The 17,102-nt window shown below is 56.6% G+C and carries 10 protein-coding genes; 5 read left to right on the top strand and 5 right to left on the bottom strand.

Annotated elements, in window-relative coordinates:
• Positions 1–7 precede the first annotated feature (7 nt).
• The 3 genes from pyrR to AC5S26_RS00465 are packed head-to-tail and all read right to left on the bottom strand — an operon-like array spanning position 8 to position 1,954.
• Positions 8–583, bottom strand: a complete 576-nt coding sequence (gene pyrR / locus AC5S26_RS00475) for a bifunctional pyr operon transcriptional regulator/uracil phosphoribosyltransferase PyrR (RefSeq protein WP_494182880.1) — start codon at positions 581–583, stop codon at positions 8–10.
• A gap of 51 nt (positions 584–634) precedes the next feature.
• Positions 635–1,300 carry a hypothetical protein gene (locus AC5S26_RS00470; RefSeq protein WP_494182879.1) on the bottom strand — a complete coding sequence of 222 codons (666 nt, stop codon included), beginning with the start codon at positions 1,298–1,300 and terminating at the stop codon, positions 635–637.
• Positions 1,301–1,345: 45 nt separating this feature from the next.
• Positions 1,346–1,954, bottom strand: coding sequence for a hypothetical protein (locus AC5S26_RS00465; protein ID WP_494182878.1), 609 nt, complete (start codon positions 1,952–1,954; stop codon positions 1,346–1,348).
• A 278-nt stretch (positions 1,955–2,232) separates the two neighbouring features.
• Between AC5S26_RS00465 and AC5S26_RS00460 the strand changes: the two genes are divergently transcribed.
• The 5 genes from AC5S26_RS00460 to AC5S26_RS00440 all read left to right on the top strand — a co-directional run bounded on the left by AC5S26_RS00460 (position 2,233) and on the right by AC5S26_RS00440 (position 13,550).
• Complete coding sequence (locus tag AC5S26_RS00460) at positions 2,233–2,739, top strand: MerR family transcriptional regulator (protein ID WP_494182877.1); 507 nt, start codon at positions 2,233–2,235, stop codon at positions 2,737–2,739.
• Positions 2,740–3,631: 892 nt separating this feature from the next.
• Entirely contained in the window at positions 3,632–5,794 is a 2,163-nt protein-coding gene (locus AC5S26_RS00455) for an elongation factor G (RefSeq protein ID WP_494182876.1), read from the top strand.
• A 133-nt stretch (positions 5,795–5,927) separates the two neighbouring features.
• Positions 5,928–7,106, top strand: coding sequence for an OmpA family protein (locus AC5S26_RS00450; protein WP_494182875.1), 1,179 nt, complete (start codon positions 5,928–5,930; stop codon positions 7,104–7,106).
• A 144-nt stretch (positions 7,107–7,250) separates the two neighbouring features.
• A complete protein-coding gene (locus AC5S26_RS00445; protein WP_494182874.1) occupies positions 7,251–9,077 on the top strand; it encodes an ABC transporter ATP-binding protein in 1,827 nt (608 codons plus the stop codon).
• An 84-nt stretch (positions 9,078–9,161) separates the two neighbouring features.
• Positions 9,162–13,550 (top strand): glucoamylase family protein, encoded by a 4,389-nt coding sequence (locus AC5S26_RS00440; RefSeq protein ID WP_494182873.1) that lies wholly within the window; start codon positions 9,162–9,164, stop codon positions 13,548–13,550.
• A 41-nt stretch (positions 13,551–13,591) separates the two neighbouring features.
• On the opposite strand, the gene AC5S26_RS00435 is transcribed toward AC5S26_RS00440, so the two are convergent.
• Together AC5S26_RS00435 and AC5S26_RS00430 are read right to left on the bottom strand one after the other, a co-directional pair.
• Positions 13,592–14,911, bottom strand: coding sequence for a glucoamylase family protein (locus AC5S26_RS00435; protein WP_494182872.1), 1,320 nt, complete (start codon positions 14,909–14,911; stop codon positions 13,592–13,594).
• 47 nt (positions 14,912–14,958) lie between these two features.
• Complete coding sequence (locus AC5S26_RS00430; RefSeq protein ID WP_494182871.1) at positions 14,959–16,602, bottom strand: GH39 family glycosyl hydrolase; 1,644 nt, start codon at positions 16,600–16,602, stop codon at positions 14,959–14,961.
• Between the last annotated feature and the right edge of the window lie 500 nt (positions 16,603–17,102).

The following is a 17,102-nucleotide window of genomic DNA, read 5'->3' as shown; positions in this document are numbered from 1 at the left end:
TTCTCGGTCAGTCCACCCGTTCCACCAGCAGCACCTGTTCCTGCCCGTCAACCTCGTTCAGCTTCACTTCGATAATCTCGCGGCTCGAGGTTGGAATCGCGCGGCCCGTATAGGTCGCCTCGATGGGAAGCTCCCGGTGCCCTCGATCAATCAGTGCCAGCAACTGCACGCTCTTTGGTCGGCCATGATCGAACAGCGCATCCAGCGCCGCGCGAATGGTCCGCCCGGTATACAGCACATCATCGATCAGAATGATGTCGCGGCCGGTTACATCGCATCCGATGGTTCCCGGTGTTACCGTGGGCCGCACGCCGCTGGTCGAAAGATCGTCGCGGTAGAAGCTGATGTCGAGCACACCCGTGTCGATGGGGTGCTTCTCGATCTTTTCAATCATGGTGGCGAGGCGTTGTGCGATCGGCACTCCCCGGCGCTTGATCCCTACCAGCCCCAGGTTCTCCCCGCCGTTGTTCTTCTCAACGATCTCGTGCGCCAACCGCACCAGGGTCCGTTCGATCTCCGAGGCCGACATAAGGCGGCCCTTCTCGCGAATCTTTGGCTTCTGAACTTTCGCTTCTTCACTCATAGGCTCCCGCTGATAATACCAGCAGGCGCGGATGTTCGATCTTCGAACCGGTCAGCTTCTTCGAGTCCGAAGCAGGCCCCCGACTGCCCCTCCCACCGTCGACATCAACATCACCATCCCCGCAAGGATGGAAAATCCGGCGAGCATCATTCCGGCACGGAACTCCGGAGAGTAGATGTACCGCATCATCTCGGCAGGCTGCGGATTCGCGGCTGCCGCCTTTTCGATCTGGGAGCGGAGCTCCGCATCGAACGTTCCCATGTTGTGCAGGCCGAACCGCGCCACCAGGCCTGCGATTGCCATCGTGATTCCAATGGAGGTAATCAGAGTAAGCCCCACCACGACGCCGATTCTCGCGCCTACGCCGGCATCCATCCGGGCCTGCGGCTTTCGCCTCTGGTAGATTCCCAACGCAACCACCGAGGCGCTCACGGTCCACAGCCAGCTCACGAACGAAAATGCGGGAACCTTCGTCGAGACGACGCTGAAAACCGCAGCCACCAGGGCCACAAGAATCGCGCAGAGGATTGCCGTCTTCCACTCCACCTGTTGCGGAGGGGGAGGAGGCAAAACTCCGGTCGAATCCTCGCCTGAGGTGGAATCGGCCTCGGCTGCCTCGGAAAGATAGATCTGTGGCGCTCCGCAATGCGGGCAAAACGGAGATGCGCCCTCGCCGGAGACGAGTTCCCCGTTACATCGGTGGCAAAGCTCTTGCATAAGTCAAAGCTATCCCAGCCAAATACCGGGCGGCAAGCGCGGGACTTATTGCCGCTCGTCCGGATCCGATCCCCCGACCGAGAGATTTCCCGGAAGGTCGAGTACGACCAGTCCGAACTTCGTTCCCGAATCTTCCGGATCGATCGCCACAATATGCTGATGCTGCTTCGATCCGGCCTTGAACTCTCTCTTGCCGCTCGCGTCGGCGCTCGCCTCGACGTGCCGGTTGTTCCCGTCGGAACAGGTCAGCCCCTGGTCGGTCTGCGTGGGCGTTCCCACAGGCTTATCGTGATTGCATTCAATCACGGTGCCGTACCGCTTCATGGCGTCGCGGTAAAAAACAGCGACCTTTTCCGGGTCGTCCGGGGTCTTGTAGCTGGCCGCCTTCACCCGCAGCTGAAACCTGCCGAAGCTGAGGTTCACGTCCGCGGATCCGTTATTTTTGTCTTTCTTTACCAACTCCGCACCGGGATAAATAGGAAGTCCAATCCCGCTGACTCCTGTCGAATCGTTGGTCTTCACCTGGACGCCGCCGAAAGGTGTCGCCACCTTAACGTCCTTGTGGTCACCGTGGTCATCGGTAGCCACGCGGCAGCCGCATGTCATCGCCACCGTAAGAACTGCCGCTGCAACAACCGTCTGCTTCGCGCCCATCTCCGTTGCCTTTCTTCAGGAACAATACGTTTCTGCCCGTTGTGAAGTTCATTCCCGTCTGAAGAACTGAGCCTCTCCGAACGAGTGCAAGCAGAGCAACAGGATTTCCTTGCTTGGTTTTTGCTTGCCATTTCACCACGAAGTCTCATGGATGGGAAGCAACAAAAGGGAAACTCTCAGGAGGCTCAAAAGCGGTTCGGCATCAAAAATGCTCTGTGGATCGCTTTTATGCTGTCCTATACTTGGAAGAGCAGAAGTAGGCGTTCTGGAGCTCTGGCATGGCGCAGCACCAGACAATTCGAAGAAACACGCCGTCCTCCGGAGCTGAGATTCCGGATAAGCTCTACTTTCGCATCGGTGAGGTCTCTCGTCTGTGCGACCTTCCGGCCTATGTGCTTCGCTTCTGGGAGAGCGAATTCCCCCAGTTGAAGCCACATAAAGGCGGAACCGGGCAAAGGCTCTATCGTCGCCGCGATGTCGAGGCCGTGCTTCATATCAAATCCCTGCTCTACGACGAGGGTTACACCATCTCCGGCGCCCGCCAGGTGATCAAGAGCGAGCAACGGCAGAAAGCCCCCCAGCTGGCCCTGGATATCGAAGAGACAGGTCCGGCGGGATCGACCAAACAGCTGCGCAAGCTTCAGAAAGAGATGCGTGAGTTGCTGGCGGTTCTCTCCCGGCCCCCCGCACGCTCGACCGTTCAGAGCATTCGTCCCTCCCGCAGCTCCGCGTCCGGTCGTCGTCCCGCCACCGAAGAGCTCTTTACACCCAAGCCCGAGCTATAGTCTGCCGGACGGTTCATCGAATCAGGCCTTGGAGCTCTTTCTCAAAGAGGGATTTTGAGTCCTCTCAGCGATCGATCCGGGGTCGAATCTGTCAAGCGGAAATTCCTGTAAATATAACAAAATAAGTAGATTAGTGGTGCCGGGGAGTTCTCGTCCGCTTGCTACAATATCAATACAGGATCAAAAACAGGGGCAGCAATATCAACGGGCAATTGACGCGCGCTTGAAAAGCCTTGTGCAGGCTCCAGTCCAATAATTTTTGAGACAACCCCTTATCTTTGAAGACTTTGGCGGTCAACTCCTTTATTTAGAAGACTTTACGAATTTGGTCCCTGGCTAAGCTGCCTGTAATGAAGACTTTGCGCAAAATTGGTATAGGGGCCACCACTACAAGGCGATCCTCCCCGAATGGATCGCCCATAGCGAGACGTTGGCCACAACGACCCACAGGATCACCCCTGCAACGGGGGGCGAATTCGAGGAAGATTTACCGATCAACATGGCTTAGATCTTTCCTGTCTTTCAGAAGAGACGTCGTTGACGTGGCGGTTGCGGGGTGTGATAGCATCCCTGTCTCGTCGGTGAGCCAGCAGTCACCGTAGCGAAAAGGCGATGTTTCCGGGCCGATTTCTAGAGCTCAAAAAGGGAAATCGCATCGATTGCGGCAAGGAGCGTTTCACCATTTCGTAATCGACCGAAAGTGGGTGCCTCCTTTGGTGGAACTGGATGGCAGACCGGCAACGCCAGTTGAGATCCACTGGCCAGGAGCAGCGGCGCAGGCTTGCCGCAACGGCATCTCCGTCTTGCCGGAACCAGCAGCGTTCTCTGAAGGGTTCAGCTGGGATTTACCGATCTATCTTGCACAAGAGTGGATTGATACGGAGGGCCACGTATGAGGGTCTATACGGGAAATGACATTCGGAATGTTGCGGTGGTGGGGCACGCTCATAGCGGTAAGACATCGTTGATCGCGGCGATGCTTCATGCGGCGAAGATGACACCGGAGCTGGGACGAGTCGAGGATGGAACTGCCGTCACCGCTTATGACGAGGAGGAAGTCGCCCGGCAGACAACGATGGCGAATGCTGTCGCCTTCGCAGAGTGGGGCGGGGTAAAGGTCAACCTGATCGATACGCCGGGCTTTCATATGTTCGTCCACGAAGCCCGGGCGGCGATGATGCCGGTGGAATCAGCCCTCGTGGTGGTGAATGCCTGCTCTGGTGTGGAGACGATGACCGATCGCGTCTGGCGCTACGCGATGGAAGTGGCCTTGCCGCGGGCGATTGTGGTGAACCAGGTGGATCACCCAAAGGCGGACAGCCGGATTGGCCGGAAGCAGATGATTGAAACGATGCAGGCGAAATGGGGCCGGCAGGTTGTTCCGGTGGAACTGCCGATCGTGGACGAGAAGGGCTTCCATGGAGTGGTGGATCTGGTGACGATGAAGTCTTACCTCTATCAGCCTGGAGGAAACGGAAGAGGCGAACCGGGAACGATTCCTCATGTTCTGGAGGAAGATTCCCGTGAGGCGCATGAGGCCCTGGTGGAGTTGGTTGCGGAAGGCAAGGACGAGTTGATGGAGGAGTTCTTCCGCGAGGGCACCATTCCCGAGGGGCACCTGATCACGGCCTTGCATGAAGCCATCCGCGAGGACAGAATCTTCCCGGTCCTGTACACCAGCGGATTGAGGAACGTCGGGACCGATCATCTTCTGGACTTTCTGAAGGTCTATGCTCCGACAGCGGTGGAGCGGGAGCCCATCGCTGCTCGCGCCACCAGCTCGATGACCGGGGCGCATGGGAATGGAGAGGCGAAGCCAGCCGACGGCTATGCGCAGGAAGAGATGGTGATGCGGCCGATCGATGACAAGGAGCCGCTGGCGCTCTATGTCTACAAGACCATGAGCGATCCATTCGCGGGCAGGATCTCCTTCTTCAAGGTAGTGAGCGGGATCGCAAAGAACGATACGGCGGTACAGAACTTCACGCGCCACGAGATGGAGCGCTTGATGCACTTATCGGTGATGCAGGGGCGAAAGCCTACCGAGATCTCCGAACTGCATGCCGGCGATCTCGGCGCGGTACCAAAATTGCGCACAACGTTGAGTGGCGATACGCTCGGCGACAAGGCGCATGAGATTTTTCTGGAACCTGTGTCTGCGCCGGAACCGGTGATGACCTATGCGATTGAGCCGAAGTCGCGGGGGGATGAGGACAAACTCGCTCCAGCTCTGCACCGGCTGATGGAAGAGGATCTGATGGTGCGGTTCTTCCGTGATCCTTATACCGGAGAGTTTCTGGTGGCAGGGTCGGGGCAAACGCACATCGAGGCAATCGTCTCGAAACTAAAGAAGCGATACCACACGGAGGTTACGTTAAAGGCCCCAAAGGTGCCGTATCGCGAGACCATTCGCAGCCACGCCGAAGCTCAGGGAAAACATAAGAAGCAGACTGGGGGGCACGGGCAGTTCGGCGACTGCCGTATCCGGATGGAGCCGTTGCCGCGTGGGAGTGGAATCGTGTTCGCAAACAGTATCTTTGGCGGCGCTATTCCGAGGCAGTTTGTTCCCGCAGTGGAAAAGGGAATTCACGAATCAGCGAGTCGTGGTTTTCTGGCAGGATATCCGGTGGTGGACTTCAAGGCGACTGTAGTCGATGGGAGCTATCACGAGGTTGACTCCAGCGAGATGTCGTTCAAATTGGCGGCAAGAATTGCGTTTCGCAGGTGCATGGAGCAGGCGAAGCCGACCTTGCTGGAGCCGGTAATGCGAGTAGAGATTGAAGCCCCCGATGAGTTTGCCGGTGCATTGATGGCAGATCTGAACGGTCGTCGCGGACGAGTGCAGGGAATGGAAAGCGCTGGCTCAGGCACAGTGGTGAGGGCCGAAGTTCCGATGGCTGAGATGCTGAACTATGGCGCGATGCTGACCGCGATCACCCAGGGCCGCGGAAGTTTCAGGATGGATATGGATCACTATGACATCGTGCCGCAACAGCTCTCGGAGAAAATTCTAGCCACCGCCAAAAAGCCCGCAGGGGATGAGACTGAGGAGTGAATTTTAATCCGAGGTAAAGATTTGCTCGCCTCTAAATGAGGAAGGCGCCACGCCTGTTTCGAGCATTTTGACAATTTTGAATATGGGCCCGGAAGAATGCAACGAACTAAAAGCATGACAGGAGGAGTTAGTTATGGCTTCACTCGTTGATAGTGTCATGGGGCTTCTTGGTCCCATAGCGGGTCCCCTTGCCAATCAGATGGGGGAATCGACCGATACAGTCCAGCGCGGGCTTCAGGGAGGAGCGGCCGCGATGCTCTCCGGGATCGCCTCGCGGGCTGATGAACCTGGCTTTCTGAGCCAGATCTTTGGGCTCATCACAAACCCCGCAAACACGGGCGCCGCTGTCTCGTCTCTGACTGCGAATCCAACCGCCGCACTTTCGGGAGGCTCTCCTCTGGCGGAGATGGCGGGAAATTTTCTTTCGACGATCTTCGGCTCTCGCATGAGCGGAGTGACTGACGCCATCGGTCAATTCTCTGGAGTGGGAGCGAGCAAGGCCAGCACACTTTTGACGATGGTCGCCCCATTCGTACTGGGCGGGCTTGGGAAGTTCGTTCGGGATAACAATGTGACTGCATCAGGCTTTGCTGCGAGTCTTAAGAGCGAAGGTCCGAAGTTGCAGGGGCTTCTGCCCGCCGGTTTGTCGGGGCTCTTTTCCAGAGTTCCAACTACGACTGCTGCCGCGGTTCCGGCCCGCGCGGTTGCGACGACAAACCGCTGGTTGTGGCCTGTGGTGCTGCTCGCTGCTTTGCTGCTCGCCGCTTTGTGGTTTTTCAACCGGGCCAAAGCCCCGATGAGCGAGGGAGTTCAGACGGCCTCGAATGCTGCATCGTCTGCCATGTCTGGTTTGGGCGATTTCTTCAAGAGCAAGCTTCCGAATGGAGTGGAGTTGAACATCCCGCAGTTTGGCATCGAAAGCAAGCTGCTCTCCTTTATCCAGGATTCGTCGAAGCCTGTGGATGATACAACCTGGTTCAACTTCGACCGTCTACGTTTTGATACAGGAAAAGCCACATTGGAGGCCTCTTCAGAGGAACAACTTAACAACATTGCCGAGATTTTGAAAGCGTATCCGAATGTTCACATCAAGATTGGCGGATATACCGACAATACTGGCAATCCCGATGCCAACAAAACTCTTTCCGAGTCTCGCGCGAAGACTGTGATGGATGCCTTAACCAGTAAGGGTATCGACGCTTCACGATTGGAAGCGGAAGGTTATGGGGATCAACATCCTGTCGGTGATAACGCGACGGAAGAGGGACGAGCGCAGAATCGCAGAATTGCTCTGCGAGTGACTCAAAAATAGCTGCTGTCCGATGACTGTGGCGCGTGAGCGGCGGGAATTTGGCCGCTCGCGTTCCTGTTTTTGTATAAGACGGGATATCCAACGCCATTCGGAGTTTGGGCATCCATCAAGTAGAGTTGGGGAGATCACTGTTAAAGACCTGATATGAACGAGCCTCTACGTCCTGCAAAAGCTCAGAGCCCCTGGCTGGAGCGTCTGCGGGCGCTTCGCAATGTCCCCCCTGTGCTGCACATCTTGTGGGAGTCCGGACCCTGGGTTGTCACGTGGGGACTGATTATTCGCGTGTTTGTGGCTGTGCTGCCCTTTGGTATAGCGAAGGTTGCGGCAACCATCCTTAATGGCATTGCCAATGCTCTGCATGGTCAGAAGCTGCCCGAGAACTTCTGGGTTCTGGTTGGGATCGAGGTAGGACTCAACGTCGCCCTGGGTCTGCTGATGCGCGTAATCGACTATACCGATGCGCTGCTGGCCAATCGCTATACGCAACATGTGAGTGTACGTGTAATGGATCAGGCGGCTCGCCTGGATCTTACGACGTATGAAGATCCTGTCTTCTATGACAGATTGGAGCGTGCCAGAGTACAGGCCACGGACCGTCTGGTGCTGATCCAGCAGTTGGGCCGCCTGGTCCAGCAAGTCATCACGACGCTTTCTTTTTCTGTCGCGCTGGCCTGGGCGTCTCCGTGGCTCGTCTTGTTGCTTGCTTTGGGTGTTCTCCCATCCTTTGTAGGAGAGACGCACTTCGCCTTTCTTGGATATGCCAAGAACTTTCGCCAGACCCCGGCAAAGCGGCAGATGGATTATCTGCGTCAGGTTGCGGGCAGCCGCGAGGGGGCCAAGGAGGTCAAGCTCTTTGGGCTGCACCGTTTTTTCACGGATCGATTCAAAGCCCTGGCCAGCCAGATTTATCGAGAGGACGTTTCGCTGGCGCGGTCAAAGCTGTTTATCGGAGGGCTGCTCGGAATTGTAAGCACACTGGGCTATTACGGGGCTTACATTTATGTAATCTGGCGGGCCATTGGTGGCCATTATGATATCGGCCAATTCGCCTTTCTAACCGCGGCAATTCAACAGGCCAGCTCGAACCTGCAACAGGTATTCTCGACTGCCTCCGGCATCGCGGATCAGGCGCTGTTCCTGACGGATCTGCTTGCCTTCTTCGAGATGAAGTCGACTGTCGATCCAAATCCGGAGGGACGGCTGATTCCGGACCGTATTGTCGAAGGTTTTGAGTTCAAGAATGTATCGTTTGCATATCCGGGAACTACGCGAACGGTTTTGAAGAACTTCAACATGAAGCTCCGGCGCGGAGAGCGGATCGCTTTGATCGGCGAGAATGGTCAGGGTAAAACGACGGTAGTGAAGCTGATTACGCGGCTCTACGATCCTACGGAAGGTCAGATTCTGCTGGATGGCAAAGACTTGCGCGAGTATTCGCTCGAGGATCTGCACCGGAATATCGGCGTGATCTTTCAGGATTTCGTGCGCTTCGAGATGACAGCGCGCGAGAATATTGCGATCGGTCGAATCGACCAGGTGAATAGCCAACCGGAACTTGAGTTGGCTGCGCATAAGAGTCTTGCTGATACTGTGGTTGCCAAACTCGCGGGAGGCTATGACCAGATGCTGGGCCGCAGGTTCGAAGGCGGCGTGGAGCTTTCTGGAGGAGAATGGCAGAAGATCGCTCTTGCCCGTGCGTACCTGCGAGATGCTGAATTGCTTATATTGGACGAGCCGACGGCGGCGCTCGATGCGCGTAGTGAATTGGAAGTCTTTGAGAGATTTGCAGAGCTGACGGAAGGCAAGATGGCCCTGCTGATTTCACACCGCTTTTCGACAGTTCGGATGGCCGATCGCATTGTGGTTTTATCCGGCGGACGCCTGATAGAAGAAGGAAATCACCAACAGCTGATGGCTGCGGGCGGCGTTTATGCAGGCATGTTCGAGATGCAGGCGGCAAGTTACAGGTAACGTTGGACTGCCGCACTCCGACCTGGTGAAACACTAGTTTTATTTTTGCGACATCTTACGATAGAGAGTTGAGTTAGGGGTTCGATGGCATCTTCTGAAGATCTTACGTCGGTACACGCGACGCCTTTGACGGCGCCGGTGCAGGAGACCGCGGCGACTGGGTTGCCCGAGGAGCCGACCATTGGGGAAACAGCACTCCGGCGCCACGCCGATGATCTGGCGCAGCGCCTTCGTTCGCAGCTGCCGGGAAAGACCCAGGAAGATCTCGTGCGCTATCTGGACCATCTGCGCAAGTGGCTCGCTTCGCGGGTACCCGTTTGGAAGCAGGGAACTTCGACGACGGAGCTGACGCCGAAGCTGGAGCTGGTGGAGAGCGCGCGGATGTTCGAGTCGGTGATTCCGAAGGGGGAGAGCGCCGCGAGTACCTTCCGCGAGGTCCCGGTCGCCGATCTTCAACCCGTGGGCGTGCTGCCCCAGGTGATTCACCTGGCTGGAAGTTATCTGTCTGCGGTGGATGGAATCTGGTCGCCGCGCTCGCTTTCGATCTACGTAGAACAGATGCAGAGGCATCATCCGTTGCGGCTGAGAGAGATTGAGCTGCTGCCGGAGGCGCTGAAGATCTCCCAGCTGGAGTTCATCCTGAATCGCGCAGATGCTGCCTTTGCGGCGGGTGAGCTTCCTCCGATTGAGGAGTCGCCGTTTTCCGCGTCGATTCACAGCCTGCGCCGCATGAACCAGATTGAGTGGCGAGATATTCTCGAGCCGCTGGTGGCGTTCGATGCCGTACTTCGCCTGGACCCGGGCGGAATCTTCGGGAAGATGGAGGAGGAGACACGTGCCGCATACAGGCTACGTATTGCAGAACTGGCGCGTCATGCAGACACCAATGAGGTTCAGACGGCGCAGATTGCGCTTGAGCTTGCCCAGACGGCCGAGCGCACCGAGTATTCAGACCCGCGAATGGCGAAGAGGAAGTCGCATATCGGTTATTACCTGTTTGCTGACGGTGTGCGTGAGCTGAAGCTGCGTATCGGTTTCCGGCCTTCTCCCATGGAGAGACTGCGCGAGCTCATCAGCACTTATAACGAAGAGTTTTATACGCTGGGAACATTCGTCCTGGCTCTTCTGCTGATTACAGCCATCATTCTCCCGTTGGTTCCTCATCATGATTTCTGGCCTGTGATGGCTGCCCTGCTGCTCGCCCTGTTGCCCGCGACGCAGGGCGCTGTCGATCTGGTGAACGGGATCGTGACGATGTTGATGAAGACAGAGGCGCTTCCGAAGCTGGACTTCTCCAAAGGAATTCCCCAGGAAACTGCCACGCTGGTTGTGGTTCCGACGCTGCTCCTCAATGAAAAGCAGGTTGAAGATCTGCTTGATGAGCTCGAGGCGCGTTACCTGTCGAACCAGGATCCGAATCTTCACTTCGCGTTGCTAACGGATCTGCCGGACACTGCGGCTCGCCCGCCGCAGGTCGACGAGGGTCCGCTGGTCGATCTGGCTGCGCGAGCTATAGACAATCTGAATCGAAAATATGCAGGACGCGACGCCGGATCCTTCCTGCTGCTTCACCGCCACCGCGCCTTCAACGCCCGTCAGGGAGTGTGGATGGGGTGGGAGCGCAAGCGCGGCAAGCTGCTCGATCTGAACCGGCTGCTCGAGGAAGAGCACGATAGCTTTCCGCGCAAGGCTGGTCCGCTTGGCGTGCTTGAGCGCATCCGCTATGTGATCACGCTGGACTCCGACACACAGCTTCCCCACGGAACCGCGGCGCGGATGATCGGAACGATGGCCCACCCGCTGAATCGAGCGATCATTCACCCCAAGCTCCGTATCGTTACGGCAGGATATGGAATCCTTCAACCGCGCGTGGGAGTGAGCGTGTCGTCGGCATCGCGTTCCCGGCTGGCGGCCCTGTACTCCGGAGAGTCCGGTTTTGATGTCTATGCCCGCGCGGTCTCGGACGCCTATCAGGACCTTTTTGGGGAAGGTATTTTTACGGGAAAAGGCATCTACGATGTAAGTGCCTTTCATCATGTTCTGAATCACCGTTTTCCGCGAAATGCGCTTCTGTCACACGATCTGATCGAGGGAGCATATGCGCGCGCGGGACTTGTCTCGGACATCGAGGTGATCGACGACTACCCATCGCACTACTCCGCACACATGAAGCGGAAGCATCGATGGGTACGAGGCGACTGGCAGATCCTCCGCTGGTTGTTTAACGTCGTGCCCGATGAGTCTGGCAGGCTGGTCGTGAATCCGATCAGCACGATTTCGCGATGGAAGATTCTGGACAACCTGCGGCGCAGTCTCATTGAGCCGATCGCCTTCCTGTTGTTTGTCTTCGGGTGGTTCTTTCTTCCGGGCGGAGCGCTCTATTGGACCGTAGCCGTCGTGGTGCTGATCCTTCTTCCCGGCCTGGTGCAGCTGGGATTCAACGTGATCCGGGCCGTGTTCAAGGGCAGTTTTGCGGCGCTTCGCGACGGGCTTGTGACCTTTGGCTCTTCACTGGCGATCGCGTTGCAGAATCTTATCTTTCTGCCGCACCACATGCTGCTGTCGCTGGACGCAATTGTCCGATCGCTTGTGCGGCTGTTTCTGTCGGGAAAGAACCTGCTGGATTGGGAGACGGCTGCGCAGTCGGAATCGGAATCCGGTCGCGGCTCGCTGGATATGTACCTGAAGCTGTCTCCCTTGATCTCCTTGACGATTGCGATAGGGCTCGCGCTCGCACGTCCGGAATCATTGTTTGCAGCCTCACCGGTCCTTGTGTTGTGGGCGTTGGCTCCAGCGTTGGCGTCGTGGCTGAACTCGCCTCCCCGCGCAATGGAGGGGCCTCTCAAGGGCGCTGATATTGAGTTTCTGGAGCGCCAGGCGCTGCTCATCTGGCGATACTTTGCGGAGTTTGGCGGGCCTGAGAATCATTGGCTGATTCCAGATAACGTAGAGGAAAAAGACACCTTCCAGGTTAGAAAGCTTTCTCCTACGAACCTGGGCATGCTGATCAATGCACGACAGGCAGCATGCGATTTCGGCTTCCTGACGCCGGCAAAGTTTGTCGAGGCAACACTGGGAACTCTCGATACCTATGAGCGCCTTGAGAAGCAGCGTGGGCACATCTATAACTGGTACGACATCGAGACTCTGCAACCCATTTCGCCGCGTATTGTTTCGGCGGTGGACAGTGGAAATCTAGCGGCATCATTGTATTCACTACATTCTGGAACTCTGGAACTGCTCAAGAAGCCAATTGTGTCTGGAGGGTGGACTTCAGCGCATGAGGCTGGCGCGATTCCTAGAAGCGGGGATTGGGTCGAAGAAGAGAGGCAACGCTGCGGAAACGAATGGCTGAAGTTTGCAGACGCATATACGCCGTGGCTGTCGCCGCGATTCGAAGGCTTGTTCAAGGGCGCCGCGCTGGTTCCTCAACCCGAGCCGCTCACTTTATTGAACGCATCCGGTTATGCGACCGATCTGGAAGACAAATTATCCACGGTGGTTGGAGGCGCGGAGTTGCAGAGCCTGGCCAACGAGCTGCGTGAATTGCTTTCTGCTGCGAAAGGCCGGCTCGCCCAGATCTGCAGGAATTTGGAATCGATCGCGGAGCGAGCGAATCGCTATGCCGACGCGATGCAGTACGGATTCTTGCTGGTCAAATCGCGAAATTTGCTTTCGATTGGCTATGACGGCATAACGGGTGAGCTTTACGGCGCGTGCTACGATCTTCTAGCCTCCGAGGCTAGAATGGCCTTCTTCCTGGCGGTGGCGAAGGGCGATATCGCGCAGGAGTCGTGGTTCCGGCTGGATCGTTCGCACGTCCTGGTAAAGGGACGAGCCTGTCTGCTCTCGTGGACGGGAACGATGTTTGAATACATGATGCCTGCCTTATGGATGCGTCCTTATCCGGGCACTCTCATTACCCAGTCTCTGGAATCCGCGGTTCGAATCCAGCGAGACCATGTGCGAGGGATTCCCTGGGGGATCTCAGAGTCCGGCTTTGCGAAGATGGATGATTCGGGACGTTATGGTTATCAGGCATGGGGAATCCCACAGGTCGCATTAAAATACGGTGCTGAAGATGGGCCGGTGATCTCTCCCTATTCGACGTTCCTTGCGCTTCCGCTTTTGCGGGATGAGGCGGTGGAGAACCTTCGGAAGATGGCTTCGATGGGGTGGATCGGCGACTACGGATTCTATGAAGCAGCTGACTACACCACGAGCCGCGAGCCGAAGATGGTGCGCTCGTGGATGGCGCATCATCAGGGAATGAGCCTGCTGGCTTTAACGAATCTGCTTCGCGACGGAGCATTCCAACGATGGTTCCACGCAAATCCCATCGTGCGAGCGACGGAGTTGCTTCTGCATGAAAGGCCGCTTAGCAAGGAGTCGCGCGAAGCTTTGGACGAGGCCGAACCGACCGTGCCTGGGGAGAGACCGAAGGGGGAAAATGGGCAAGCAAAGGTCGCTTAGGGATATTCGAACGATACGCCTCTAGATTTGTTTGATGCATGCTAGTAGTTTCGAAATCCGGCAAGCTTCATTGCATTCGATGCTTCAGAATTTTGCATGAATGTCTTCCATACAAAACCACTGCGAAAATTTTCAATCATCAGCAGGCTGATGCCGAGATCGATGCCGAGCACGTCGGCATCGTACCAAGCAAGGGCTGGATGAAACGCATCGCACGGGCCATACCTGCCCCACGCGTACTCTCCAAACTTTTCTTTCAGTGAGCGCAGCACGCGCAGGCAATCATTGGGAAGAAAAGGCATAGCACCGGCCGTGGCACAGGGCACAACTGTTCCGTCAATAGGGCCCATGAGCGGTGGACCACCCCACGCTGTATAACCATGTATCCAGTCCGACGCGGTGACACCCCAGTAGTCATCGTTGTAACCCCGGTTAAGGCTGAGGCAGAAGGCCTTGTGTGCACGAACCGCAGTGGTTGAATTGACGAAGTAATCGGCAAATGCATCCCGTTTGCGGTAGAAGTCGAACCATGCGTGGGAATAGAGATGAATGAAGAGCGGATCGTGACCGCTGATGTAATTGAATTTTTCGAACCGGATGCGAGGACGAGAGAAGTTGCTCCAAAAGGATGGATCAATCGGATGGGTAGGCGAGCCGATGGCGAGTAGATAGAGCATCATCATCTCGGCGTAGTGATCCCAGCGCGGCGTAAGAAAACCCGTGGCTGGCAGCCATCCAAGCGCGAATGTCTTGCCGCTATTCAGCATCCAGGGCCAATCGATACGGTTGTAGATCTGGGTGGCGAGATCGGTGATCTTTGGATCCTTGAAGTGTGCCCGGCAGGTGAGGATTCCGCAGAGCAGGATAGCCGTATCGATGGGTGAGACCTCGATATTGAGCAGCGGAAGACCGGTCTTGAAGTCGTTGAAGTGATAGTAGAACCCATGCTCGGTGGGCATAGGTTGCAGGTGAAACTGGAGTGTCGCCAGCACACGGCGGCGAATTCGATCTGAGGGAACGTACCGCCGGCTGTCTGCAATGCAAAGTGCCGTGAGGCCGAATCCTGTTGCGGCAATGCTGGAGGCGAAACGGGGGTCAATCTGACCGGCGGGCATGTGATTGTTTGCGCGATCGAGGATCTGCCCGGTCGCAGGATCGGCTTGCTCGTAGAAGTAGAGACACGCCTGTCGCTCCATTTCGTCGAGAAAAGCTGTAGCGCCTGCATCAAGGGTACCGGGACGCGGCGCAGCAAAAGCATCTTCTTCCATCAGGGAAGGAAATGCGAAGCCGGAAAGAACTGAGCCAGCGATGAGTTGCGTCGCGCTTCGTCGAGTAATCCCACGTGAGGGGACAGCCTTCATGCTGGAGCCACCGTGATCAATTTTGAGACTGCCCCACACTATGCAGTTTAGCGCGTAGCCTTTTTGTTGCCGATGATGACAACGGCAAGTCCCTGGGGAGGAACCTGGATCGTAAGACTCCCATTACGGAGCCTCGCGTGTTCCGGCTGGGCTGCCTTGCCGGCCTCCCGCAGTTTTGCAATCTGATCGCGGGAGAGGAAGGCGGGACGTCCCATTGAATCGTAAGTCGAGATGACATTGCCATGGGTCTCGTCGAGCCTGAGAATTGTCGCCGTCGCATCGGACGAAACGCCGGTCAGCTCTAGTGTAAACGCTTGGCTAGGGCCACGGTTGGCAGGTGGTCGGGTGTAGGAGGCGCGGGTTCCATCTGGGGGGGCATAGTTCCAGATTGCAAGAGCCAGGGTGCCATCCGACCGGTGGGTGGCAAGGGCAGAGTCGGAGCTGAGCGCGATGCGTTGATCGCCGAGCTGATGGAGCATCGCGAAAGCGTTGAATGCGGGTTTGGGAATATTGTGCTCTGCCAGCAAGCCGAAGCCCCCATAGAAAGGTGTCCTGACAACGCCCTGTTCTTCAAAGACGTCGGAGAAGGACCAGTAGCTCATGGATTCGGTGAGGCCGTCGCACTGGCTCACCGTGGTTGCAAGCCAGGGTCCCATGTAGATGGAGTCTGTGACGTTAGGTTCGTTGGCGTAGCTGGCGTTGTACTCACTGAAGAAAAGCGGTGTGGAGGGAAGGGGAGAGGCCTTGATCTCGTCGTGGACTTTGCGGACAGCTCGGCAGACCATGCGATCGCGAGGAATGACTTCCTCGGTGTGAAAGACGTCTTTTGCGGTGTCGTTGGCGTAGACGTGGCTGGATGCGAAGTCGACCGGAATGTTCTTCTCCTTGCAATGGCGGAGAAAATCGCCGGTCCACGCAGCCTGTGCCGTAGAGGGACCTCCCACGCGAAGGCGCAGACTCACTTTCTTGAGGGCGAGAGCAGTGTGGTCGTAGAGCTCGAAATAGGAGGCCTGCGCCGGCTTCCCTCGCCAGAAATCGATGTTGGGCTCGTTCCACACTTCGAAGTTCCATTGCGAAACCTCCTCGAGGCCATAGCGATCAACAAGGTGTTGCGCGAAGGCTGTGATCATGTCGTCCCATTGCGCGTAGTCGCGAGGAGGCGAGACGTTCGGCTTATACCAGAAAGCGTGGAGAGCGTTTGGGTCGGAGGCCATCTCCTTCGGCATGAAGCTAAGTTCCACGAACGGCCGGACGCCTTGGTCGAGGAGGCCGTCATAAATCTGGTCGATGTAGGAGAAGTTATAGATGCCGGCGTTGTCGGAGGTCGTGGGAGCCGCATTCTTCATCTGGGCGAACTGGATCGGCTTGCGATCAGGATCGTAGAGACCGACCTCGTCATTAAAGATGCCATGGAAGCGGACCGCCTGAAAGCCGGTGATCTCTTTGACCTCGCGGAGATCTCTGCGGTAGCTCTCACGCAGTGAGAGGATGGCGCGACCAGAGCCAAAGTCTCGCTCCCAGTAGTGGGGAAAGGGAGTTGTCTTGGCCCGTGCGTCTACTCGAAGGACACTGACTGAGGCTGGAGCATCGGTTTGAGCCTGTGCTGAGATGACGGCCATGGTCGTAAGGAATAAGGCAATCGTGCGCAGTCCGAGGCTGGGCGCAGGCCGCCTCTGCTGACGGAAAATCATTGAAAAGAGGTCTCCACTCTCATATTTTTCGCGCTCCTAAAAAGCAGTTCTTAACTAGGATGCGTGTGGCGAACAAGTTGAGGCTAAAAATCTAATTGGTCCATCCTCTTACTGAGGATCAGCATGATCAGTAGGGGGTTGATATTGCGTTTGTCAGAAGATAAAAGACTTGGCCTCGAAACAGCGGTCTTTTTCTGTCGTGCTCTCGTTGCAGTGTTGGTTTCCCCTGAAATGAATACTTGACGAAGATTCTCTGGTTGATGCTTAATGGCAGGCGCAGTTCTCCAGCGAGTTTAGACAAACGTTTGTCTTAGTAAACGATTTACCGCCCCAGAAGGCATGAGGCGCGGTGTTGTGTAGAAGTTGAAGTTCTTTTTTCGGAGGCAGATCATGAAACGGATTTCTAGAAGGTTTTTGGCTGCGTTGGCTATTTTCTTATCGGTGGGATTCGGTTTTAGCGCGTTAGCGCAGAGAGCAGGAACGCCGGCGATATTCGAGGC

The organism is Edaphobacter sp. FHG110511_03, assembly GCF_059115365.1.
This window is presented reverse-complemented; position numbering and strand designations above follow the sequence as displayed.